This is a genomic window from Reichenbachiella sp. (assembly GCF_039969095.1).
GTDB lineage: Bacteria > Bacteroidota > Bacteroidia > Cytophagales > Cyclobacteriaceae > Reichenbachiella.
On the sequence record NZ_JBDVOL010000012.1, the window covers coordinates 42,788 to 64,623 of the forward strand.

Sequence of the window (21,836 nt, forward strand, 5' to 3'; positions counted from 1 at the left end):
GATTTTTAAAATTCCGCTAATTTATGAATAAATATGAGAACCCAATTGAATGCAAAATCTCACGCTCATATTTGCGTCAATGCCTATATTTGAGCCGAACTAATAACCCGCGTGATAATGAACTTAAAATCTTCAGAAGAAAAAATCCAATATCTAGAAAAACTTAATAAAGAAGCACTGCTTGGTGGTGGTGAAAAAAGAATTGAGTCCCAGCACAAAAAAGGAAAACTGACAGCCCGTGAGCGAATTGAACTCCTTATAGACGAGGGAACTTTTGAAGAAATTGGAAAGTTCGTGACACACCGAGCCACAGATTTTGGACTCGAAAAACAAAAGATCCTTGGAGATGGCGTGGTGACTGGTTATGGTCAAGTCAATGGCCGATTAATCTACGTATTTAGTCAAGACTTTACTGTATTTGGCGGCTCCCTGTCAGAGACATACGCCGAGAAGATTGTTAAGATCATGGATTTGGCTATGCAGAACGGCGCTCCTGTCATTGGTCTCAACGATTCAGGTGGAGCAAGAATTCAGGAAGGAGTAGTTTCATTGGGTGGCTATGCTGATATTTTCTACCGAAATACATTGGCCTCTGGCGTAGTACCACAGATTTCAGCCATCATGGGCCCTTGTGCTGGTGGAGCGGTTTACTCTCCAGCCATCACCGATTTTATCATGATGGTCGAAAACACTTCTTATATGTTCGTGACTGGGCCTAATGTAGTGAAGACCGTAACACAAGAAGATGTAACCGCCGAAGAACTCGGAGGAGCGAGCACACACAGTACCAAAAGTGGTGTGACCCATTTCTCCTGTGCCAATGAAGTAGAGTGTATTCTCAATATCAAAAAATTACTCAGTTTCATTCCACAAAACTGTGAAGAAACACCAGCCATGCTTCCTTATGAAGCTGGCGATGAAATTAGAAAAGGACTGGATGAAATAGTTCCAACGAATCCAAACCAACCTTACGACATCAAAGAGGTGATCGAAGGAATTGTAGATGAGGGAGATTTCTTTGAAGTGCATAAAAATTATGCAGAGAACATAGTAGTTGGTTTTGCTCGATTGGGTGGACGAAGCATTGGCATCGTAGCCAATCAGCCCGCCAGTTTGGCTGGTGTGCTAGACAACGACGCCAGTGTGAAAGGCGCAAGATTCGTGAGATTCTGCGACTGCTTCAATATCCCACTATTGGTATTGGAGGATGTACCAGGCTTCTTACCTGGCACCGATCAGGAATGGAATGCCATCATTATGAACGGCGCCAAATTGCTTTATGCATTTAGTGAGGCTACAGTTCCAAGAATCACGGTAATTACCAGAAAAGCTTACGGTGGCGCATACGATGTAATGAACTCGAAGCACATCGGAGCCGACATGAACTACGCCTGGCCAACGGCTGAAATCGCGGTGATGGGTGCCAAAGGGGCAGCCGAAATCATCTTTAAAGGAGAAATCAAAGCGGCGGATGACCCACAAGCCAAACTGGACGAGAAGGTAGATGAATACACTGAAAAATTTGCCAATCCATACATCGCGGCAGCGAGAGGTTTTGTGGATGAGGTGATCCTACCTCACAATACTAGAAAGAAATTGATCTCTGCTTTCAGCATGTTGGAGAATAAAGTTGGCAATATGCCGAGAAAGAAACATGGGAATATTCCTTTGTAGTCATAAAATGATAATGGGTTATTTCGGAGGCGCAGCCGTAGAAATCTCCTTATTAGATAGCAGCCAATCTGCTAGCAACTGAGAAGATCTCTCCGAAGGCTTGTCTACCGACAGGCATACTACGGGATGACAATAAATATTAATATTCAAACGCACATGAATAAAAAAAGCGAAAAGTTTTTATACGAATACCTGAACAATGCCTCACCTACTGGATTTGAGTCTTCAGGACAAAAAATCTGGTTGGATTATGTGAAGCCATATACCGATGACTATATCACAGACACTTATGGTTCTGTGGCTGCCATCATCAACCCAAAGGCGAAATACAAGGTAGTGATCGAAGCCCATGCGGACGAAATCTCGTGGTTCGTAAACTATATCGACGACAATGGCTATATCTATGTCATAAGAAATGGCGGATCGGATCATCAGATCGCACCTTCGAAGCGTGTCAACATCTTCACGGAAAAGGGAATCGTAAAAGGCGTATTCGGCTGGCCGGCTATTCATGTAAGAAAGGACAACAATGAGAAGGCACCAGCCTTAGACAATATCTTCATTGATCTCGGATGTGAGTCTAAAAAAGAAGTAGAAGAGCTCGGCGTAAAAGTCGGTTGTGTAATCACATTCGATGATGAACTGATGGACTTGAATAAGAAATTTGTTTGTGGAAGAGCGCTCGACAACCGCGTCGGTGGCTTTATGATCGCTGAAGTAGCTAGAAAACTGAAAGAAAACAAAGTGGATCTTCCTTTCGGATTATACATCGTGAATGCTGTGCAAGAAGAAATCGGACTGCGTGGCGCAGAAATGATGGCGGCTCGAATCAAACCCAATGTAGCTGTCATCACTGATGTTTGTCATGACACCCACTCCCCAATGTACGACAAGAAATTGAGCGGTGATCAAAAAGCTGGAAAGGGTCCAGTACTGACTTTCGGGCCTGCCGTTCAAAACAACTTGCTCTCTGATATCATTAAATCGGCTGAGAAAAACAGCATCCCATATCAGCGTGCCGCTACTTCTCGAGCGACGGGTACAGACACCGATGCATTCGCCTACTCCAATGAAGGCGTAGCTTCGGCTTTAATCTCCTTACCACTCAAGTACATGCACACCACAGTAGAAACCGCTCACTACGATGACATCAATAACGTCATCGAGCTGATCTATCAGTACTTGGTGCAGCTGAAGGATGGGGAGGATTATCGGTATATTAAGTAATAGCAATAACCAAAAATTATTTTAAAAAACTACATTATGAAAACAAATAAATTATCCATTGCTTCGATTTTATATCTATTTATTCCAGTATTCTTTTTCCTAAGTTGCGATGATTCAAAGGATGAACCATCCATAGAGAATAATTTTCTATCCAAGGATTTTTTCTATCTTAATTTAGATGGAAAAGAAGGGTATTTTTATGGTAATAAAATCAGTTTGAAGTTCGATAATGAGGATATTCCAAATAATAGCTTGCTTAGAGGCGGACCTAATTCTTTTGATGAAGAAAATAGTAGTAATGAATTTGGGCCATTTTTCACGTTGATGTTACCAATACATGACTCTTTAATAAGCGAGATCAAAATAAACGCTAAATATGATATTGACCCCACCATTAGGGTTTTAGATTACAGTTCAGATATAAATGATATTTGCAAAATAAATTTGGAAGCAAGTGAAATCAACGGAAAATGGAATGGGATCAGTCGAGAAAGCTGGGAAGAACAGCAAAATGTGGATTTCAATACGCAAAATTTTAATAAAATAACTAAAATCACACTTTTAGATTCTTCAAGCACTTCTCTTAACGTTTATCAGATCGAAGGTGAATTTCAGTCTCACTTTAATAACGAAGAAATAACTTCTACTGAAGTTGGAACGGGAAAATATCGATTTCAATTTGAAGTGGATAAGTGATATCGGCCTTCTTGGATAAAATTCTCCGCCTTTGTTGGAGTTGTCTCCAACAAACCAGACTGTAAGTAAAGGCATTCCCTCAGAAAAAGACCAACAAGAGCCATTGAAGAGTATTGTTAACTTTTTATCACCAATCTTCTCTAACTTTATTTTATGAATAAACAAGTATCCATAGAATCTCTCAAGGACATGCCTCAGGATTTCGAACTCGATAAGCTAATCGAAAAACTAGTAGTCTTGGATAAAATTGAAAAAGGAAGAAAGGATGTTAAAAATGCAAATACCCTTTCCCATCACAAGGCAAAAAACGAGCTCAACAAGTGGCTGAAATAATCTAATCTCTTACCTTTCCTCTACTATTTTGTTTACATGAAACAAACCAATCTCCTAAAAATCACCTTTGCTCAGATGAGTCAGGAGGAGCGAGAGCAAATTGAGAAGAAGTTCAAATTACTCGTTCCGATGGGTGTTTTTGTGTTGGTGATTTTGGCTATTGTGAATTATGGATTTGACTTTGATTTATTCACCCTGCTCATTGACGCCCTATTTGTGATTGCTTTTGTTTCTATCTATCGCGCCTTCAAACTCGACCTGAAAGAAAATGAAAAGAAGATCTGGCAAGGCTTAATTACCAACAAGGACTACACGGTCCGGTCCAATAAAAATAGCCAGAATACCTACACCTATTACTTCTACTTTGGAGATCAGAAAAGAAGCATCAGCGAAACCGTTTATAACCAATTCAACGTGGGCGACTTCATAGAAATCCACCTGGCCAAGCGAGTTTGGGGCGTTTATTTCGACACCAAACTCCTGAAAGAAAATGCAATGCCCGAAACTGTGGCTGAATATCAAGACAAAGCTCAGGTAACTAGTAAAAAATCCAGCAAAGTCGGATGCATACTGTTTCTAGTCTTTGGACTTATCATGATTATAGGATTTCTAATGGTTACGGAAATTATTGAGCTTCCCATCCTTGAAAAATACTTCAAAGAGTTCTTTGAGGGGTTAGAATAGGATATTTATTAAGCGTAGCATCTTGACCCTCCATTCTTGAACTCCTTTATCGTCATCCCATACGAAGATTTGAATGTCTTTGACAAATGACTACTATCCGTGAAGTCCAGCTGATAAGCAATTTCCTTTAAGCTTAGGTCTGAATGCAAAATTTTAGATTCTACTAATTTCAGTTTGGATTTGGTGATATATTCTCCCAGGCTCATTCCCGCCTGTTTCTTAAAATACTCCGAAAAGTAAGTTGCCGAGATCCCAAACTTGTCTGCCAACACAGGGATTCTGAGCACTTTTTTGTTTTTGAGATTGGTGTTGATATATCGCAATATTTCTCCAAATCGATTGTCCACTTCATTCGCCTGTTGCACGTAATGTCCTTCGATACTTCTGGCTAACACATTGAGCACGGAGGCCATGGCACCGGCAATGATAGAATCAGAGTACTTATCCCCTGTCAGATATTCCTGATGGATCGATTTAATGGTTTGGATAATAAAAGTACGATCTCGGTCTGTACTGATGATATCACCAGGGACTTTGTTGTAATTGGCCAGTATGTAAGCCATCTGATCAAACCAGTCGCTATAGTCGGCCAACTTATCATGGTTTATAAAATAATGATCTGTGAAGCGAATAAAATAAAACCGACAGGTCTCTTTTATTTTGAAAGAATGACAATCTAGTGGCGGAAGCAAAAAGACGTTGCCAGCTTGAAAAGCAAACTCATGTTGATTGATACATTGGTGCCCTTTGCCTTGATCCACATATACTAATTCGAAAAAGTTATGTTTATGCGGTCGTTGTTTCCACTCTGAAATCTCTTCTACATGAACTTCAAAAATATGCTGTGCTTCTTCTGTCAACATGGTATTAATATTGGGTTTGAAGTAGCAAAAATGCAAAATACCCAGCTTAAATTCGAATTCAGAGCCAACAATTAGGCAAACAAAGCCCCAATCCCAATAAATATACAATCATTACCCATATACATACAACGAATGACTGTACACCCTGAGACTCCTTTGCGTTAGAGCATATCAAACAATAACAACTAAGAAAATATGGACTTAAAGTCAATTCTAAATTTCAGGTATTCAACGAAGGAGTTTGATCCCATCAAAAAAATTTCGAAAGATCATATAGAACAGATAAAGGCTCTTTTACAAATGAGCCCATCAAGTATCAACCTTCAACCCTGGCACTTCATCATTGCCCATACAAAAGAGGGAAAAGAGCGAGTAGCCAAAGGGACCGAAGGTTTCTTTCAATTCAATAAACCCAAAATAACCGACGCTTCGCATGTGATTGTGTTTACCTCACGCATAGATGCCGACGAAAATTATATGCAACACTTATTGGATCAGGAAGAAAAAGACGGTCGCTTCCCAAATGATGAAATTAAAGAGAGTGTAAATAGTGCAAGAAACCTATTTGCCAATATTCATCGGTACGACACAAAAGACTTTCAGCACTGGATGGAAAAACAAGTATATCTCAATATGGGTAACTTGCTATTGGGAGTGGCAGCGCTTGGTATTGATGCAGTACCCATGGAAGGTGTAGATCTCAAAGCCATAGATGAAGAATTTAGTTTAAGAGAAAAAGGCTTCACAAGCCTAGCAGTAGTTTCCTTAGGTTATCGAAAGGACAGCGATTTTAATGCAAAAGCTCCTAAGTCCCGATTGCCTCAAGAAGAAATACTTTCACTCGTTTAAATATTAAAATCAATGGAAATGAAATATCTAATAGTTTTTACATTCGCCAGTCTGTGTGCAATGAACACTTTGGCTCAGGGGGACAAATCGAGCACCACTCTTCTGCTTGCAGAAGACATCCAATGGAGTCCACTCAACCCTGCCAGAGGCGACAATAGTCCACAAGCTGGTACACTCTGGGGAGATCGTAACAGCACTGACCCTACTGGTTTCCTTGTGGAGTTTAAAGAAGGCTTCTCCTCTCCTGCTCACATTCATAATGTAACCTACAAAGGAATAGTGATCAGCGGACTCGTTCACAACGATGACCCAAATGCGGAAAGCATGTGGATGCCGGCAGGTTCGTTCTGGACGCAGCCTGCTGGAGAAGGTCACATCACAGCTGCCAAAGGCAAAAAAAATGTAGCCTTTATAGAAATCGAAGAAGGTCCTTATTTGGTTAAACCGACGGATCAAGCTTTTGATAATGGAGAAAGACCAGTGAATGTCGATCAATCGAATATTGTATGGTTGGATGCTTCCAATATCAAATGGATAGATCAAAATTCAGATGGAGTAAAAGTAGCCTTTCTATGGGGCAAGCCAGCGAATGACGAATTGAACGGCTCATTAATCAAACTACCAGCTGGATTTAACGGCGAGATTCTTAGTTCAGGTGGCAGCTTAAAAGCTGTCGTCATTCAAGGAAGCCCTCAATACAGAACAAAGAAAAAAAATCAGACCATAGCCCCAGGTAGCTATTTTGGTTCCAAGGGAAAAACATCACATCAAATATCGTCTCAAGACGAGAGTACTATTTATGTGAGAACGATCGGTCAATATGAAATCATTAAAAATTAAAAAATTATATGAAAGCTATAGGATTCCAACAATCATTACCTATTCAGGAAAAGGACAGTTTCATCATGTTCGAAACAGACATACCTACTCCTAATGGGCATGACCTACTAGTAAAAGTCTCCGCCAATTCGGTGAATCCCGTTGATTTTAAGATCAGAGAAAGTGCAGCCAAAGACACCGCATTAGACGAACCAAAAATCATTGGTTGGGATGCCGTAGGCACTGTCGTAGCAGTGGGAGATCAGACGTCATTATTCAAAGCTGGTGATGAAGTCTATTATGCAGGAGACATTACCCGATCTGGCAGCAACGCAGCCTATCAATTGGTTGATGAGCGAATAGTTGGTTTTAAACCAAAGACACTGAGTATCGCAGAAGCTGCAGCCATTCCCTTGACAGGGCTAACTGCCTACGAATCGCTTTTTGATCGCATCAAAATCAACCCAGAAACAGACCAGAGAAAAACTATTTTGATTTTGGCCGGTGCTGGCGGCGTAGGATCGATAGCTATTCAACTGGCCAAAAAAGTAGCTGGACTAACTGTGATTGCCACGGCATCCAGACCCGATTCAGTAGAGTGGTGCAAAGACATGGGCGCTGATTTCGTGGTGAATCATCACCACCTCAAAGAAGAGCTGGCCAATATTGGTCATAGTGAGGTGAATTACATTTTGGACTTTGTAGATCTGGAAGGATATTGGGAAACTGCAGCAGAAATCATCAAGCCGCAAGGGCACATTGTTTCGATTACGGCGAGCAGCAAACCGCTCAATCTCGATTTATTAAAAGCCAAAAGTGTGACCTTCTCCTGGGAGCTGATGTACACCCGATCGATGTTTACTACCGATGACATCGAAAGGCAACACCAAATTCTTAACCATCTGGCTGAGTTATTAGATAGTGGCACATTGAAAACCACATTAACCACTACACTGAAAGGTTTTTCGGTAGAAAATTTGAAGAAAGCACACGAAATGCAAGAGTCTGGAAAGACTATTGGAAAGACGGTTATTGAGTTTTAGTTTGTACAAAGGAGTGATTCCCCTATTAAAGGGGGAATCCACTCTTTATTTAATTTGACATGAACAACTTCGAACAAATAAACAAAGGCTACAACAGCGTATTTCAGCCCAATCAATTGAGCGTTGGACTCGTAGTGCCCATAGAGCACTATCCCGATAGTTCTGTTCCTACCATGAAGGATCATTTGGAGCAGGTGAAGCTTGTTCAGCAATTGGGATTCAAAGCCCTCTGGGTTAGAGATATCCCCTTCCATGTGCCTTCGTTTGGCGATGCGGGGCAATTGTTTGATCCATTTACCTACTTAGGTTATTTGGCTGGTCAGACTTCAACTATCGCCTTGGGTGTTTCTAGCATTGCGCTACCGCTGCATCATCCCGCACATGTGGCGAAATCTGCTGCTTCCATTGATCAACTTTCGAACGGCAGATTGATCTTAGGTGTGGCTTCAGGAGATCGCCCTACCGAATACCCTGCCATGGGAATAGATTTTGAAAAACGAAGTGAGCTGTTTCGTGAATCCTTCTCTTACATTCGGAAAACACAAGAAAGCTTTCCTACATTCGATACGAATCACTATGGTACACTAAAAGGAGACGTAGATGTATTGCCCAAACCAAGCCATCATAAAATCCCTATGCTCATCACTGGTTATAGTCAGCAATCACTGGAATGGAATGCCACCCATGGAGATGGCTGGATGAACTATCCAAGAAATCCCCATCAGCAGCAATTCACTATCAAAGAGTGGCGAGCATTGATAGCCACAAAACAATCATTCGACAAACCCTATATGCAACCGCTTTATGTGGTTTTGCATGAAAATGATGATTTTAAACCCGAACCCATTCCATTAGGCTTTCGCATTGGTGCGAATTATCTGGCCGATTATTTCCATCAGTTGCAAGAAATCGGCGTCAATCATGTGGCTATTAATTTACGGTTCAACACTCGCCCTATGACACAAACACTAGAACGTATCTCAGAGAAAGTATTAACTCAGTTTCATTCTGCTACATTAGAACAAATACAATCATGAAAAAACACATTTTAATAACCGGAAGTACAGATGGAATTGGAAAACTAACTGCCATCAAACTGGCCAAAGAAGGTCATCAAATTTACCTTCATGGACGCAATCAGGATAAATTGAATACGGCCATTTCTGATGTTATTAGCCAGTCTGGCAATAAGGATGTGAAAGGCTTTGTAGCAGATTTCTCTGATTTGAAAGCCGTAAAACAAATGTCAACCCAAGTGACAGCACTTCCCCAGTTGGACGTTCTGATCAACAATGCCGGCGTATACAATGGCACTTCCAAGTCCACAGATCTAAGAATGATTGTAAATTATTTAGCACCAGTATTGCTTACTACTGAGATAATACCATTATTACAAAAAGGTAACGACCCTCGGATTATCAATCTTAGTTCAGCTGCACAGTCCTCCGTTTCGCTAGATGTTCTGAAAGGTGATCAGCAAGTCTCCGAGCGCGATGCATACGCACAAAGCAAGTTGGCCTTGACCATGTGGAGCTTTGATTTAGCCAAAAAATTGAAAGGCATTTCTGTAATAGCCGTAAACCCTGGCTCCCTTCTACACACCAAAATGGCGCTAGAAGCTTTCGGAAATTCTTGGTCGTCAGCGGATAAAGGGGCGGAAATATTATATAAATTGGCCATTTCAGATGAACACCAAGGGGTTACTGGCAAATATTTTGACAATGATAGTGGTAGCTATACCGAAGCGCATCCTGATGCATATGATGATTCGAAAATTCATTCACTTATGAACCAGACCAACAAAATTACTGTTCATTGAACTTTGACTCGAATGATAAAAAACATGAAAATAGCAGTAACATCAGCCAGCGGACAATTGGGCGCCGCCATCGTCAAACAACTGATCAAAGAGATCGGAAGCAACTACGTAGTAGGTATTGCACGAACACCTGAAAACGCAAAACATCTTGGGATAGAAATCCGAAAGGGGGACTACAATAACCGTGAGCAGTTTGATGAGGCGCTGAAAGGAATTGACACCGTCCTTCTTGTATCTGGCATGGACGCTCCTGAGAAAAGAATCCAGCAACATAGAAATGTGATTGAAGCTGCCAAAGCAAATGGCGTCAAAAAGATAGTGTACACCAGTATAGTTGGCGACGAAACCAAGACAGCCTTTCATTCGGTGGTAAAAAGTAACCGACAGACAGAAGCCGATGTCCGAGAATCAGGTCTTCAATGGGTGATTGGTCGCAATGGCATCTACATGGAGCCCGATTTGGAGTACCTCGACACCTACATCGAAGAAGACGAAATCAGAAACTGCGCTGGCGAAGGAAAATGTGCTTATACCAGTAGAGAAGAGTTGGCTTTTGCATACACTCAAATGTTGCTGAAGGACAATCACAACGGCCAAATCTATAACCTTGCGGGCGAAGCCATCACTCAGGCAGAATTGGCCTCTCTCATCAATCAAGTGTACAACACTGACCTTAAATATCATTCTGTATCAGTCGATGCCTATGAAGAAGAACGAAAAGCTGCACTCGGAGAATTTATCGGCGGAGTGATCTCTGGAATCTATGAGGGTATAAAATTGGGTATTAATGATGTATCATCTGATTTTGAGAAAGCAACAGGAAGAGCACACTTGCCTCCTCTTAAAATGATTGAAAAGTTCAAGAATGGATGATAATCGGTATGGTCATCACATATCGTATCTTAGCAAATTAACAAACTGCATAAAATGGCCAAGGTCCTTATCTTATTCGCTCACCCCAAATTTGAAGAATCAAAGGCAAACAAAATACTCGTTGATGCTGTCATAAACCAGAAAGGGGTGACTTTTCATGATTTGTATGAGCATTATCCGGATTTTAATATTGATGTAGCGAGAGAGAAGCAACTACTAGAAAGGCACGATGTGATTATCTGGCATCATCCGTTTTATTGGTACAGTTGTCCACCGTTGATGAAGCAATGGATCGATTTGGTCCTCGAATTCGGCTGGGCTTACGGGCCAGATGGTGATGCCTTAAAAGGGAAAAAATGCCTGAATGTGATCACCACTGGAGGATCAAGAGCACTTTACTGTGAATCTGGCAATCATCATTTTACAATAGTTGAATTTTTAAGACCATTCGAGCAAACTGCCAAACTTTGTGACATGCAGTACCTCCCTCCGTTTACGGTCATGGGAACCCATCAAATTTCCACGGAAGGCTTAGAAAATCACGCACTACAATACCGTCAATTGATTGAGACCTTACAACAAGAAATAACACTGCGGGTCTCTCAGGATTGTGAATTTTTAAATGACCTTCCAGCGTTCAATAAAGCCAGCGAATCATGAAAGGCAGTATACTATTTGAAGCCATTGTTTTTCTTTCTGGCGCAATCATTTGTGTACCTATTGCTAAAAAGCTCGGATTGAGCTCTGTACTGGGGTATTTATTAGCCGGGATTCTTATTGGCCCTTATGTGCTTGGGTTTGTTGGAGAAGAAGGTGAAGATATTCTTCATTTTGCTGAATTTGGTGTAGTCATGATGCTCTTTCTCATTGGACTAGAAATAGAACCCAAGAATTTTTGGAGTATGAGGAAAACCGTTGTTGGGATGGGAAGTCTCCAAGTCATTGGCACAACGCTTCTGTCCTATTTGTTTTTTAGCCTCATTGGAATGAAATGGCAAGTTGCTCTGACCATCTCTATGGCTATTGCCTTATCTTCTACCGCCATTACACTACAAAATATCAAAGAAAAACGACTGCTGAATACCACCTATGGTGCTTCTTCATTCTCTATCCTACTATTTCAAGACATTATTGTTATCGTTATGCTGGCTGTCATTCCGCTATTAGCCAGCGCACACCCTACCGCATCTGATGATCATGGCACTGGCGACCCCTCTTTCTTAGATAGTTTGCCCATCGGTCTTCAAGCGCTCTCTGTACTACTTTCGGTCGTTGTTGTAGTTCTGGCAGGGCGTTATCTTGTGGTACCAGTTTTGAGAAGGGTAGCATCTACTCGGGTACGCGAGTTACTCACTGCTTCGTCATTACTTATCGTTTTGGGTATTTCCTTCCTTATGGAATTAGTAGGACTCAGCCCTGCTCTAGGCGCATTTTTGGGTGGGGTCGTATTAGCTACCAGCGAATTCAAACATGAACTGGAAAGTACTTTAGAGCCTTTCAAAGGGCTACTATTGGGACTGTTCTTTATGGCCGTAGGCGCCTCCATCAATTTCATTGTGATACAAGAATATCCTTTGACCATCAGTGGATTGGTACTTGGTGTCATTATACTAAAAGGGATTGTTCTCTTTATTGTAGGAAGTGTCTTCAAAATGAAGATGGATCAAAAGCTGCTCTTGACTATCGGTTTGGCTCAAATTGGAGAATTTGCATTCGTACTGCTGTCTTTCGCCTTTCAGCTCAATATCCTAGACAGTGCCCAGCTCGATATGATGCTTGTAGCTACTGCTCTTACCATGACTCTGGCACCGATATTGGAAATCATAAATGAACGGCTCATCTTACCGCGCATAGGCACACAAGAGATTGAAAAAAGGCCCATTGATCATATTGCCAAAACACACAAAGTAATCTTAGTTGGCTTCGGCCATTTCGGAAGTACGGTGGGCCGATTCTTGCGAGCATCTGGAGTGGAGGCGACCATCCTAGATCACGACTCCAACCGTGTTGACCTCCTGAGAAAAATGGGATTCCAAGTCTACTATGGAGATGCTACACGGCTGGATTTGCTAGAATCAGCTGGTATTGAAGACACCAAAATTCTTGTCTGCGCTATCGATGATCCAGAAATTTCAGTTGAATTTGCCAAAACCCTAAAAGAAAAATATCCTCATCTCAAATTGATGTTTCGGGCTAGAAACCGGTTTGATGCCTATGAGCTTCTTGATTTAGGCATAGAAGATATTTACCGTGAGTCACTCGATACGTCAGTAAAAATGGCCAGTGACGTACTGCACTTCATGGGATTCAGAAAATATACTGTTCACAGACAAGCGCAAAAGTTCATTCAGTACGACGAACAAAGCCTCAGGAGATTGTCAAAATCGAAGAAGGATAGTGAGGACTATATTTTCAAAGCCAGACAAGAAATGGAGCAGCAGGAAAAACAGCTAGAAGAAGATCTAAAACGTGGAATTATCTCAGATGATAAACAATGGGACAGTGACCTAATCCGACGTGTAGGCATGGGAAATAACGATTAACTCACCCCTTCTTCAACGTCCAGGTTTCTTTAATTTACCTTTTTTTCTAAGATCATACCAATACAAACATCGAGTACACAATAGATTTCAGATAAGGTGATATTTTAAGTCAGATCAGTCCTTCGTTTGTTCATCATCCTAACTGCAAATAAATAATTCTGCATTAGAACAAAACACCATATTTAATTTTGAATAATTATTAAATCAGGATACATTCGTCCCTTTCAAGCAGCATTTCAGTATTAATTTCAGATCAATTAATTATTTAAAATTATGTTAAGAGTAAAATTAATTTACACTCTAACCTTAACCTTTCTATTATTTAGTGCTTTCAGTTGTTTAGAAGAAGAAGAAGAGGACGACCTTATTGTAGCAGACACCGAAGTCCCAGACCCGGAGCCAGCTATTTCTGAGGCGTACAAATTAAAATTGATGAAAAAGTATGCTCCTTATACCTATATGGATCAGAATGAATCTTTTTTTCCTTCTTCGCTTGATTTTGCATTCCCTTATTTTACAAGGTATCAAAACCAAGATGATGACAACTATTGGTTAACTACCACAGAACCACTTGAAAAAGCTGATGATATTTTAGACTTTTTTCATGGTGATTTAAGTTCAGCAGTCGTGTATGTGTTTTGGATTGAAAAAGATGATTCAAAATATCAGATGACTTATTTTTATTACTATCCTTATAATCAGGCGCCTGGCAATTTGGCTCAGAATCATGTAGGAGACTGGGAGCATGCATCAGTAAGATTGCGTTGGATGGATCAAGGAGATCAAGATTGGGAGCTTGAACCTTATCAAGTGTACTTGTCAGCTCATAGTGAAGGTACTACAAAAGCCTGGGAGGATATCGATAAGGTTGGAAATTCACCTATAGTTTATGTCGCACAAGGATCACATGGGATGTACTTTAGTTCTGGTCAGCACCAAATAGACATTACATCAAAAGGCAAAGTCTTTGATACTTCTGAAGATGGAAAAATTGTCGCTTTTGACTACTCTACCAAAGAAGGTCTAAATGGAACCGATTGGCCAAATTGGATGAGTCGATCTTATTCATCAGCAGGATCAGACCCCATCGATGACCCCAATAGCGGTCCCATTTATAGATTTGGAAATCAAAAAATGGATTGCAAAGGTACGGTTCAGGATGAAGAGATTTGTACTCTTTCCGACGGACCAACAGGCCCTATTGATAAACCGGTATGGGATCCTAGTACCTACGAAAAATAGTATCCTATCATAATTTAAAAGCAACTTAATTGATTCCACTATATTAATTAAGTTGCTTTTTTCTTCAATCGGAGTTAACTCACCCCTTCTTCAGCGTCCAGATATCCTCGATTAGTCTTTTCATTTCCAAAGGAAGTGTACCATTGTAAACGCCTCTGATCCGTCTTTGGGTGTCGATGAGAATGATATTTTCGGTATGCAGAAAATCTTCATCAACAGTTACGGTTTTACCAAATCCTTCGTCTGCGAAATAGGCTTCACGTGCCATGTTGTAGAGTTCCTTTTTGTCTCCTGTCACCAATTGCCATTGCGTTTCATTGATATCATTCAGTTGTGCATATTCGGCCAATCGACCAACAGAGTCTACCCAAGGCATAACGGTGTGAGAAAGAATTTTTACGGATTCGTCATCAGCAAATTCAGCCTGTATCTTTTTTAGATTCTTAGTCATTCGTGGACAAACGTTAGGACATATGGTGAAGAAGAAGTTCGTGACATAGATTTTGCCCTCAAAGGTTTCATTGGTCACCATCTCACCCGTTTGGTTGACAAAGGAAAAATCTTTAATGGTGTGAATAGAATCATATCGAGCATCGTCCTTTTCAATCCACTCCGGGGTAAAAGTAGCTTCACTGTAAAATGGAAGCTCGATTTCTGGATTCATTCTTTTCTCAGTCTTTTGCGTACAAGACCAAAGGCTGAAAACAGCCATACTAATCATTACTAACTTTCTCATTTTAAATTTCCAGTATAGGGATCGATATCCCCAGTTTCACTATCTATTTTGGCACAGCGCTTCAAACCCAACATGCCATATCTACGGCCATTTTCTCTGACCACATAGTTGGAGCGCATTTTCCCATCAGGACGCCAGTATTTTTGAGGACCAAACTCTTTACCATCCTTGTAGTTCATTTCCTTTTTTAATTTTCCTGAAGCGTACCAATTTTTATGTGTGCCCTGACTAAAACCATTCACAAACTGGTATTGAAATTTGAGCTGACCATCTTCATAATAACCCAAATGCTCACCATGCTTCTCTCCAAGATGATAGGGACGTTGACTATAGATTTGACCATTGGGATAATAGGATATGAAATCTCCTTCTAACCTCCCTTGATAGTAGCCTTTTTTTGATTTAACCGAACGCTCGGGGTAATAAGAAACTACATACCCAGAAAACTTTATACTATCTAGATAGATCGTACCATCAGTAGACATAGAAAACCTGGCATCATCTTCCAATACTTCTATATTAGGAATTTCGTCTCTTAAAAGAATGGCTTGTGAACCGTCAGTAGACGGATCACAAGCCATGATGCTTATCATTAATATCAACAACAAGCTCGTTTTCATATTAATCAGTAACAGTACCTGCAGTTCCGTAAAAGCCATCCTCATTGATCCAAGGATATTCTACTGTAATATGATAATGGTAAATGCCATCAGGAAAGTCCGCAGTCTCTCCAAAATGACCATGATAATCATCCAAAATACCTCCATCATCTTTTGACAATACTTCTTCTCCATCTTCATGTGTACCATAAACTGGAAATCCATCCAATAAAATGCCAACTAATCCTTCGTTATCTGCATTTTCTTTGTGCTGTGTCAACCAAACCGGCTCGGTATGATAGTGATAAGTTTCGCCTGCTGGATGACCCTCATATTGATCAAAAGTGTTGAGTTCATCAAAAATATCATCATCACCAGCCGCATTTTGATTGAACAGTGCCACGCTATTTATTGTCACTCCCATAGGCCCCATTGGCGTACTTTCCTTGTTAGAAGCTTCTGTTGGGTATCTTGGCACTTTGAAGACTAGATTTTGCTCTTGAATGGAACCTGGGTTCTTGTTGAAATCATCATTATTCGGTTCGTCATAGTCCTCATAGAGATCCTCATCCTCATCATAATACATACTTTTATGATCAGGTAAATCTTTCGAAGTAATCGTCACCCATTCATCATCAAATGAGAACGTGACTGCATCTGTATGATAGAATAAATCGGCCAACACGCTGATATCCGGACCAGTTGTCTCCTCTTCGTCTTCATCATTATCAGAAATTTTCGCAGTAGCACTTGCGTTGTCGATATCTCCTAGACTCAGCGCACTAAGTGTCAATGTGATGGTTTCTTCACCTTCTACTTCAGCATCATCTGCTACTTCTAAGGTAATTGAACCTCCTGACTGGCCATCTGCTATACTAATCGTATTAAAAAAATCAGTATCAAAATCATCTTCATCTGCGGTACCTGTAATAGCCACTGAAGCCGTTAAATCAGCGCCAGTATTATTCTTAATAGTAGTTCCATCAGAATCTACCAAGCTCACAGCAAATATCACGTCATCTCCACCTTCGGCACCATCTTGAGTAGCTTCTAGTATCACATTGATATCCAAATCAGTATCAGAACCATCGGTAGGATCATCCTCTGTACATCTTACAAATACGAATGCAACTATCATAAACAATAGTGCAGTAATCAATTTTTCTTTTCCTTTCATCATAGGCTTTTTTAATTAGAAAATGTTAACAAAACCTTTCAAGCAACCACAAAGATAAATCATTTCCATTGTTGCAGAATAAGCTTTGATCTATGCAATCCAATATTCTTAAGGTTTTCAATAGTACAACGGGCATGGATAAAATTACCCTACTGAAATATTTGACCACCTGATTTGAAATAATTAGCAGGGTGTGGTGCCTACTCATCTTACCACCTTTGAGGATGATTTTAGTCATGGGCGTGTCGGGAACTGGAAAATCCACTATTGGTCAATTATTGGCTCATGAACTTTCGATTCCATTTTATGATGCGGACGATTTTCATCCAGAAGGAAACATTAATAAGTTGGCTTCTGGAATTCCACTTTCTGATAAAGATCGGGAACCCTGGTTATTGACATTGGGAGAAAAAATAAAAAATTGGGAGTCAGCTGGAGGAGCTGTATTAGCTTGTTCGGCATTGAAGGAACAGTACCGACAGCTATTGACTACCATTCCTATTCGTAAACTGACCATTATCTATTTATCAGGAAGTTTTGATTTGATCAATCAGAGATTAGTAAAACGAAAGGGACATTTTTTGGATCCTACCATTCTGAAAAGTCAATTCGATGATTTGGAAGAGCCAAAGCATGCTATACATGTGAATATCGATCAATCACCACAAAAAATATTAGAAGAAATACGAAGTAAAATGACAAAAAAAACAGCGTTTGGAATTATAGGCATGGGCGTGATGGGGCAAAATTTGGCTATCAACATGGCCAATAATGGCGTATCACTATCTGTCTTCAACAGACATGTAGCAGGCAAAGAAGAAGGCATAGCCAAAGATTTTGTATCCAACCATCCAACATTAAGGATTCAAGGATTTGATGATTTAAAACAATTCGTCAATTCTATTGCACCTCCACGTAACATCCTACTCATGGTGCAAGCGGGTGCGGCAGTGGATGCTACAATAGAAGCACTTACTCCCCTTCTCGACCCAGACGACTTGATTATAGATGGTGGCAACTCCAATTACCTGGAAACCAATCGTAGAGATCAAGCCTTAGCCATGCACGATATAAATTTTATAGGCACTGGCATTTCTGGTGGAGAAGAAGGGGCTAGAAAAGGGCCTTCCATCATGCCAGGCGGTAGCCAAACCGCCTACAATAGAATAGCACCTTTCTTAGAAAATATTGCTGCCAAAGATGCGAATGGTAAAGCCTGTTGTACTTATGTGGGACCAGAAGGCTCTGGTCATTTCATCAAAATGGTGCACAATGGCATAGAATATGCCGAAATGCAACTGTTGGCAGAAGTCTACGAACTGATGAGAAATGGACTGGGTATGCTGCCAGAAGAGATCGCCAAAACGCTAGAAGGCTGGAAAACCAAAGGCTTGGACAGCTACCTTTTGGAAATCACCATCAACATTCTCCGAAAGGAAGAAAATGGTGAGCTTCTACTCGATAATATTCTGGATGCGGCCTCACAAAAAGGAACTGGTGGCTGGTCTACAGAGGCAGCCATTCGCTTAGGGGTGCCGCTTAACACAATCGCTGATGCGGTGATGGCAAGAAACATCTCTGCACAAAAAGAAATGCGACAATCGGCCAATCAACTATTTGGTTCGATCAAGCAACCTATCCCAACAGACCAAGAGGAGTTTCTACCAGCCCTGATGGAAGCTTATGCTGCCGCACGCATCATTAATCATGCGATCGGTTTTGACATGATGAAGGAAGCCTCTTCTCAATACAATTGGAAATTGAATTTCAGTGAAATCGCTCGTATCTGGACCAATGGGTGCATCATACGGTCAGAGTTGATGAGTGCAGCTGTCAACTACTTCAAAGACACCGATCGTTTGTTATTTCACCCAGCTGTAGTTAAGTCTCTATCCGACCAGCAAGCCAATTTGGCTCATATCGTGGGTCTAGGAATAGCTTCAGGTTATCCACTTCCTGTATTCAGTTCGGCCATGAACTTCTTTTTAGGTTATGTGAATGGACAATCCTCCGCCAATCTGCTGCAGGCCCAACGAGATTATTTTGGTGCACATACCTACAAACGTATTGATCAGCCATTAACAGAATCATTTCACACGGAATGGATATGATAGACCTTCAACTTTTATTTGCCGTACTAGCGGGCATTGGGATCTTGCTATTTTTGATTCTGCATTTTAAGATTCAGGCTTTTTTGGCACTCCTCCTCTCTAGTATTGCCGTTGGTTTAATGGCTGGAATGGAACCTACCACCATCATGGATTCCATAAAAACGGGCATGGGTAATACGCTGGGGTTTGTGGCTACCGTAGTGGGATTAGGCGCTATATTCGGAGCCATATTAGAACAATCTGGGGCTGCTGGCGCATTAGCGAATTTCTTTCTTAAAAAAATGGGAGAAGAAAAAGCACCCTGGGCCATGACCATTACAGGTTTCATCGTTGCTATCCCCGTTTTCTTTGACGTCGCATTTATCATATTGGTGCCGCTGATTTACTCCTTGCAGAGGAAATCAGGAAAATCCTTATATCTATTTGCTATTCCGCTTTTGGCTGGCTTGGCTGCTACGCACAGCTTTATCCCCCCTACTCCTGGACCAGTGGCAGTAGCGGATATTCTAGGTGCTGATTTAGGATTAGTGATCTTGTTTGGATTCATTGTGGGAATTCCAGCTGTAATTATCAGTGGTCCACTCTTAGCGAAACGATTGGCTGAACAGACATACATAGCCGCTCCTCCGCTAGAGGAAGAAGATAAAGTCAAAACATTGAATCTTAATCTGGCACCGGTGCTCGCGATCATAGCAGTACCCATCGTTTTGATCGTATTAAACACTATGTCCAAGACATGGCTGGAGACAGGAGTTCTGAAAAACTGGCTGGAATTTTTTGGTCATCCATTTTCAGCTTTGATCATTGCGAACTTACTCGCGTGGTACTTTATGGGCATTAGAAATGGGTATTCAAAAGAAGCCTTATCGGAAATAAGCACCAAATCTTTAGCCCCAGCGGGGATTATTATTTTGCTCACAGGAGCAGGTGGTGTATTCAAACAAATTCTGATGGATACAGGCACGGGTCAGATGTTGGCCGATGCATTTGCCAACAACCTTTCTTCTCCTTTCATTTTTGCATTTGTAATGGCTGCGTTGATGCGAGTGGTACAAGGGTCTGCTACAGTAGCTATGATCACTTCTGCAGGAATGACCGCAGCTTTGATCGCCTCCGCAGATTTGTCCTCTGCTCAGTTGGCTCTTTTAGTTATTGCCATTGCATCGGGTGCAACGGTACTCTCGCATGTGAATGACAGTGGGTTTTGGTTGATCAACCGTTATCTGGGATTATCCGTAAAGCAAACTTTTAGATCGTGGACCGTTATGACTACTTTGTTAGGCATTTCCAGCTTTATAATCGCCATTATTCTGGCTTATTTCGTATAATGTATTCTTTTAGGTAATTCCCCTAAAAGTAATTTAATACAATTAATTATTGAATAATTACTATATTTGAATTTCAAAATTCAGCAGCTATGAAAGATATATCAACCAAAGACCTGATCTATATGGCCATGATCGCGGCAGTTTCAATCTTCTACTACGTCCAAGGGTCGATCAGCTTGACACTACTCAAATAATTTCAATATTACGAAAACAATTAACGGGTAATTTTCACCAATTTCTATAGACAAATAGAAAGATTTTTGTTTTTTGATTTGATTAGTAATGCGACTAGGTTTGCCACAACTAACTAATCACAAATCATGAAGATTAACCTCACTAAGATTATTGCCTTAGTCATTATCCTGATTCTTTCAGGAAATTTATATGCACAGTCAGTCTCAGATATAGGCAAACTTATGGTGAAAAATGACAGCACCACTCAAAAATTCATCTATGAGGCTACAACCAAAAGTGGCAATATCTTATTAGGTGAAATTACGAAGGTTACTGCTGATTCTATTCAATTTTCAACAAACGAATTAGGAGTAATCAATCTTGGACTTAACCAAATAAAATCCATCAACATTTATGACTCTGTAAGAAAAGAAGGTGAAAGATATATGGTTGGGGCAAATCATTATCTAGTGGCTCCTATTTCGCCCTATGGTCTCGAAAAAGGAGAGGTTAACCTTCAAAATTCAGAAATATTTCTACTATCAGCGTGGTATGGAATAAGTAAATATTTTACCATTGGTGGTGGCTTTTCTGTATTACCAACTATTGAATTGAGTGACCAACTTTTTTATCTGATTCCCAAATTCAACTACCCTATCACACCTTTACTCAATGTTTCAGTTCAATACACTCAATTGTTTTTGTCTGAAACAGGCAACAATTCATTACTGTCATTTTCAACAGCATTTGGAAAAATAGATAAGCATATTTCCTTTGGGTATACAACACCTCTCTTCGCAGATGGAGATGAAGTGGCATTTGATGCTGCTCTATTGAGCATAGGTGGTACCTATAGACTTGGGAATAAATTTGCTCTTCTTCTCGATATAAATTTGCCTACTCAGGATGCTGATGTAGGGATCTATGGTTTTGGCACAAGGTATATAGGCAATTCATCTTCATTTGATTTTGGATTTATTACCAATAGTGAAATTGAGGGAGTGCCTCTGCCTTGGTTTAATTACACTCTCAGACTGAATTGATTT

Annotated in this window: 21 protein-coding genes; 17 read left to right on the forward strand and 4 right to left on the reverse strand. The window is 40.6% G+C overall.

The window, feature by feature from the left end; translation table 11 throughout:
- Window positions 1-117: 117 nt before the first annotated feature.
- The 5 genes from ABJH98_RS12335 to ABJH98_RS12355 all read left to right on the forward strand — a co-directional run bounded on the left by ABJH98_RS12335 (window position 118) and on the right by ABJH98_RS12355 (window position 4,614).
- Complete coding sequence (locus ABJH98_RS12335; protein WP_348307993.1) at window positions 118-1,674, forward strand: acyl-CoA carboxylase subunit beta; 1,557 nt, start codon at window positions 118-120, stop codon at window positions 1,672-1,674.
- A gap of 156 nt (window positions 1,675-1,830) precedes the next feature.
- Window positions 1,831-2,901 (forward strand): M42 family metallopeptidase, encoded by a 1,071-nt coding sequence (locus ABJH98_RS12340; RefSeq protein ID WP_348307994.1) that lies wholly within the window; start codon window positions 1,831-1,833, stop codon window positions 2,899-2,901.
- A gap of 36 nt (window positions 2,902-2,937) precedes the next feature.
- On the forward strand, window positions 2,938-3,597 hold the full coding sequence (locus tag ABJH98_RS12345; RefSeq protein WP_348307995.1) for a hypothetical protein: 660 nt from the start codon (window positions 2,938-2,940) through the stop codon (window positions 3,595-3,597).
- Between the two features lie 153 nt (window positions 3,598-3,750).
- A complete protein-coding gene (locus tag ABJH98_RS12350) occupies window positions 3,751-3,930 on the forward strand; it encodes a hypothetical protein (RefSeq protein ID WP_348307996.1) in 180 nt (59 codons plus the stop codon).
- Window positions 3,931-3,966: 36 nt separating this feature from the next.
- A complete protein-coding gene (locus tag ABJH98_RS12355; protein ID WP_348307997.1) occupies window positions 3,967-4,614 on the forward strand; it encodes a hypothetical protein in 648 nt (215 codons plus the stop codon).
- Between the two features lie 8 nt (window positions 4,615-4,622).
- Here ABJH98_RS12355 and ABJH98_RS12360 read toward each other — a convergent pair whose 3' ends face one another.
- On the reverse strand, window positions 4,623-5,477 hold the full coding sequence (locus ABJH98_RS12360; protein WP_348307998.1) for an AraC family transcriptional regulator: 855 nt from the start codon (window positions 5,475-5,477) through the stop codon (window positions 4,623-4,625).
- Between the two features lie 195 nt (window positions 5,478-5,672).
- Here ABJH98_RS12360 and nfsB point away from each other — a divergent pair, with 195 nt between their 5' ends.
- The 9 genes from nfsB to ABJH98_RS12405 all read left to right on the forward strand — a co-directional run bounded on the left by nfsB (window position 5,673) and on the right by ABJH98_RS12405 (window position 14,665).
- The gene (nfsB, locus tag ABJH98_RS12365; protein WP_348307999.1) at window positions 5,673-6,326 is read left to right on the forward strand and encodes an oxygen-insensitive NAD(P)H nitroreductase; all 654 of its coding nucleotides are present in this window, start codon (window positions 5,673-5,675) and stop codon (window positions 6,324-6,326) included.
- A gap of 18 nt (window positions 6,327-6,344) precedes the next feature.
- Window positions 6,345-7,166, forward strand: a complete 822-nt coding sequence (locus tag ABJH98_RS12370; protein WP_348308000.1) for a DUF4437 domain-containing protein — start codon at window positions 6,345-6,347, stop codon at window positions 7,164-7,166.
- Window positions 7,167-7,174: 8 nt separating this feature from the next.
- Complete coding sequence (locus ABJH98_RS12375; RefSeq protein ID WP_348308002.1) at window positions 7,175-8,188, forward strand: zinc-binding alcohol dehydrogenase family protein; 1,014 nt, start codon at window positions 7,175-7,177, stop codon at window positions 8,186-8,188.
- A gap of 59 nt (window positions 8,189-8,247) precedes the next feature.
- Window positions 8,248-9,225 carry an LLM class oxidoreductase gene (locus tag ABJH98_RS12380; protein WP_348308003.1) on the forward strand — a complete coding sequence of 326 codons (978 nt, stop codon included), beginning with the start codon at window positions 8,248-8,250 and terminating at the stop codon, window positions 9,223-9,225.
- Window positions 9,222-10,007 carry an SDR family NAD(P)-dependent oxidoreductase gene (locus ABJH98_RS12385; protein ID WP_348308004.1) on the forward strand — a complete coding sequence of 262 codons (786 nt, stop codon included), beginning with the start codon at window positions 9,222-9,224 and terminating at the stop codon, window positions 10,005-10,007. Before ABJH98_RS12380 ends, ABJH98_RS12385 begins: the two co-directional genes overlap by 4 nt.
- A gap of 24 nt (window positions 10,008-10,031) precedes the next feature.
- Window positions 10,032-10,880 carry an SDR family oxidoreductase gene (locus ABJH98_RS12390; protein WP_348308005.1) on the forward strand — a complete coding sequence of 283 codons (849 nt, stop codon included), beginning with the start codon at window positions 10,032-10,034 and terminating at the stop codon, window positions 10,878-10,880.
- 54 nt (window positions 10,881-10,934) lie between these two features.
- Complete coding sequence (locus ABJH98_RS12395) at window positions 10,935-11,540, forward strand: NAD(P)H-dependent oxidoreductase (protein ID WP_348308006.1); 606 nt, start codon at window positions 10,935-10,937, stop codon at window positions 11,538-11,540.
- Complete coding sequence (locus tag ABJH98_RS12400) at window positions 11,537-13,423, forward strand: monovalent cation:proton antiporter-2 (CPA2) family protein (RefSeq protein ID WP_348308007.1); 1,887 nt, start codon at window positions 11,537-11,539, stop codon at window positions 13,421-13,423. The genes ABJH98_RS12395 and ABJH98_RS12400 overlap by 4 nt, the downstream gene beginning before the upstream one ends.
- A gap of 273 nt (window positions 13,424-13,696) precedes the next feature.
- Window positions 13,697-14,665, forward strand: a complete 969-nt coding sequence (locus ABJH98_RS12405; RefSeq protein ID WP_348308008.1) for a Vps62-related protein — start codon at window positions 13,697-13,699, stop codon at window positions 14,663-14,665.
- A gap of 79 nt (window positions 14,666-14,744) precedes the next feature.
- On the opposite strand, the gene ABJH98_RS12410 is transcribed toward ABJH98_RS12405, so the two are convergent.
- From ABJH98_RS12410 to ABJH98_RS12420, 3 genes are read right to left on the reverse strand one after another with little or no spacing between them, the layout of a single operon-like run.
- On the reverse strand, window positions 14,745-15,401 hold the full coding sequence (locus ABJH98_RS12410) for an SCO family protein (protein ID WP_348308009.1): 657 nt from the start codon (window positions 15,399-15,401) through the stop codon (window positions 14,745-14,747).
- Entirely contained in the window at window positions 15,398-16,021 is a 624-nt protein-coding gene (locus tag ABJH98_RS12415) for a toxin-antitoxin system YwqK family antitoxin (protein WP_348308010.1), read from the reverse strand. Before ABJH98_RS12415 ends, ABJH98_RS12410 begins: the two co-directional genes overlap by 4 nt.
- Window position 16,022: 1 nt before the next feature.
- Window positions 16,023-17,180 carry a YHYH protein gene (locus ABJH98_RS12420; protein ID WP_348308011.1) on the reverse strand — a complete coding sequence of 386 codons (1,158 nt, stop codon included), beginning with the start codon at window positions 17,178-17,180 and terminating at the stop codon, window positions 16,023-16,025.
- A gap of 221 nt (window positions 17,181-17,401) precedes the next feature.
- Between ABJH98_RS12420 and gndA the strand changes: the two genes are divergently transcribed.
- The 3 genes from gndA to ABJH98_RS12435 all read left to right on the forward strand — a co-directional run bounded on the left by gndA (window position 17,402) and on the right by ABJH98_RS12435 (window position 21,833).
- Entirely contained in the window at window positions 17,402-19,288 is a 1,887-nt protein-coding gene (gene gndA / locus ABJH98_RS12425; RefSeq protein WP_348308012.1) for an NADP-dependent phosphogluconate dehydrogenase, read from the forward strand.
- Window positions 19,279-20,616 carry a gluconate:H+ symporter gene (locus ABJH98_RS12430; protein ID WP_348308013.1) on the forward strand — a complete coding sequence of 446 codons (1,338 nt, stop codon included), beginning with the start codon at window positions 19,279-19,281 and terminating at the stop codon, window positions 20,614-20,616. Before gndA ends, ABJH98_RS12430 begins: the two co-directional genes overlap by 10 nt.
- A 320-nt stretch (window positions 20,617-20,936) precedes the next feature.
- Window positions 20,937-21,833, forward strand: a complete 897-nt coding sequence (locus ABJH98_RS12435; RefSeq protein WP_348308014.1) for a hypothetical protein — start codon at window positions 20,937-20,939, stop codon at window positions 21,831-21,833.
- Window positions 21,834-21,836: the final 3 nt, after the last annotated feature.

Excerpts from the sequence above, each read along its gene's own strand:
- ABJH98_RS12335 (WP_348307993.1), top strand. The coding sequence starts at position 118 with ATGAACTTAAAATCTTCAGAAGAAAAAATCCAATATCTAGAAAAACTT.
- ABJH98_RS12340 (WP_348307994.1), top strand. The coding sequence starts at position 1,831 with ATGAATAAAAAAAGCGAAAAGTTTTTATACGAATACCTGAACAATGCC.
- ABJH98_RS12345 (WP_348307995.1), top strand. The coding sequence starts at position 2,938 with ATGAAAACAAATAAATTATCCATTGCTTCGATTTTATATCTATTTATT.
- ABJH98_RS12350 (WP_348307996.1), top strand. The coding sequence starts at position 3,751 with ATGAATAAACAAGTATCCATAGAATCTCTCAAGGACATGCCTCAGGAT.
- ABJH98_RS12355 (WP_348307997.1), top strand. The coding sequence starts at position 3,967 with ATGAAACAAACCAATCTCCTAAAAATCACCTTTGCTCAGATGAGTCAG.
- ABJH98_RS12360 (WP_348307998.1), bottom strand. The coding sequence starts at position 5,477 with ATGTTGACAGAAGAAGCACAGCATATTTTTGAAGTTCATGTAGAAGAG.
- nfsB (WP_348307999.1), top strand. The coding sequence starts at position 5,673 with ATGGACTTAAAGTCAATTCTAAATTTCAGGTATTCAACGAAGGAGTTT.
- ABJH98_RS12370 (WP_348308000.1), top strand. The coding sequence starts at position 6,345 with ATGAAATATCTAATAGTTTTTACATTCGCCAGTCTGTGTGCAATGAAC.
- ABJH98_RS12375 (WP_348308002.1), top strand. The coding sequence starts at position 7,175 with ATGAAAGCTATAGGATTCCAACAATCATTACCTATTCAGGAAAAGGAC.
- ABJH98_RS12380 (WP_348308003.1), top strand. The coding sequence starts at position 8,248 with ATGAACAACTTCGAACAAATAAACAAAGGCTACAACAGCGTATTTCAG.
- ABJH98_RS12385 (WP_348308004.1), top strand. The coding sequence starts at position 9,222 with ATGAAAAAACACATTTTAATAACCGGAAGTACAGATGGAATTGGAAAA.
- ABJH98_RS12390 (WP_348308005.1), top strand. The coding sequence starts at position 10,032 with ATGAAAATAGCAGTAACATCAGCCAGCGGACAATTGGGCGCCGCCATC.
- ABJH98_RS12395 (WP_348308006.1), top strand. The coding sequence starts at position 10,935 with ATGGCCAAGGTCCTTATCTTATTCGCTCACCCCAAATTTGAAGAATCA.
- ABJH98_RS12400 (WP_348308007.1), top strand. The coding sequence starts at position 11,537 with ATGAAAGGCAGTATACTATTTGAAGCCATTGTTTTTCTTTCTGGCGCA.
- ABJH98_RS12405 (WP_348308008.1), top strand. The coding sequence starts at position 13,697 with ATGTTAAGAGTAAAATTAATTTACACTCTAACCTTAACCTTTCTATTA.
- ABJH98_RS12410 (WP_348308009.1), bottom strand. The coding sequence starts at position 15,401 with ATGAGAAAGTTAGTAATGATTAGTATGGCTGTTTTCAGCCTTTGGTCT.
- ABJH98_RS12415 (WP_348308010.1), bottom strand. The coding sequence starts at position 16,021 with ATGAAAACGAGCTTGTTGTTGATATTAATGATAAGCATCATGGCTTGT.
- ABJH98_RS12420 (WP_348308011.1), bottom strand. The coding sequence starts at position 17,180 with ATGATGAAAGGAAAAGAAAAATTGATTACTGCACTATTGTTTATGATA.
- gndA (WP_348308012.1), top strand. The coding sequence starts at position 17,402 with ATGATTTTAGTCATGGGCGTGTCGGGAACTGGAAAATCCACTATTGGT.
- ABJH98_RS12430 (WP_348308013.1), top strand. The coding sequence starts at position 19,279 with ATGGATATGATAGACCTTCAACTTTTATTTGCCGTACTAGCGGGCATT.
- ABJH98_RS12435 (WP_348308014.1), top strand. The coding sequence starts at position 20,937 with ATGAAGATTAACCTCACTAAGATTATTGCCTTAGTCATTATCCTGATT.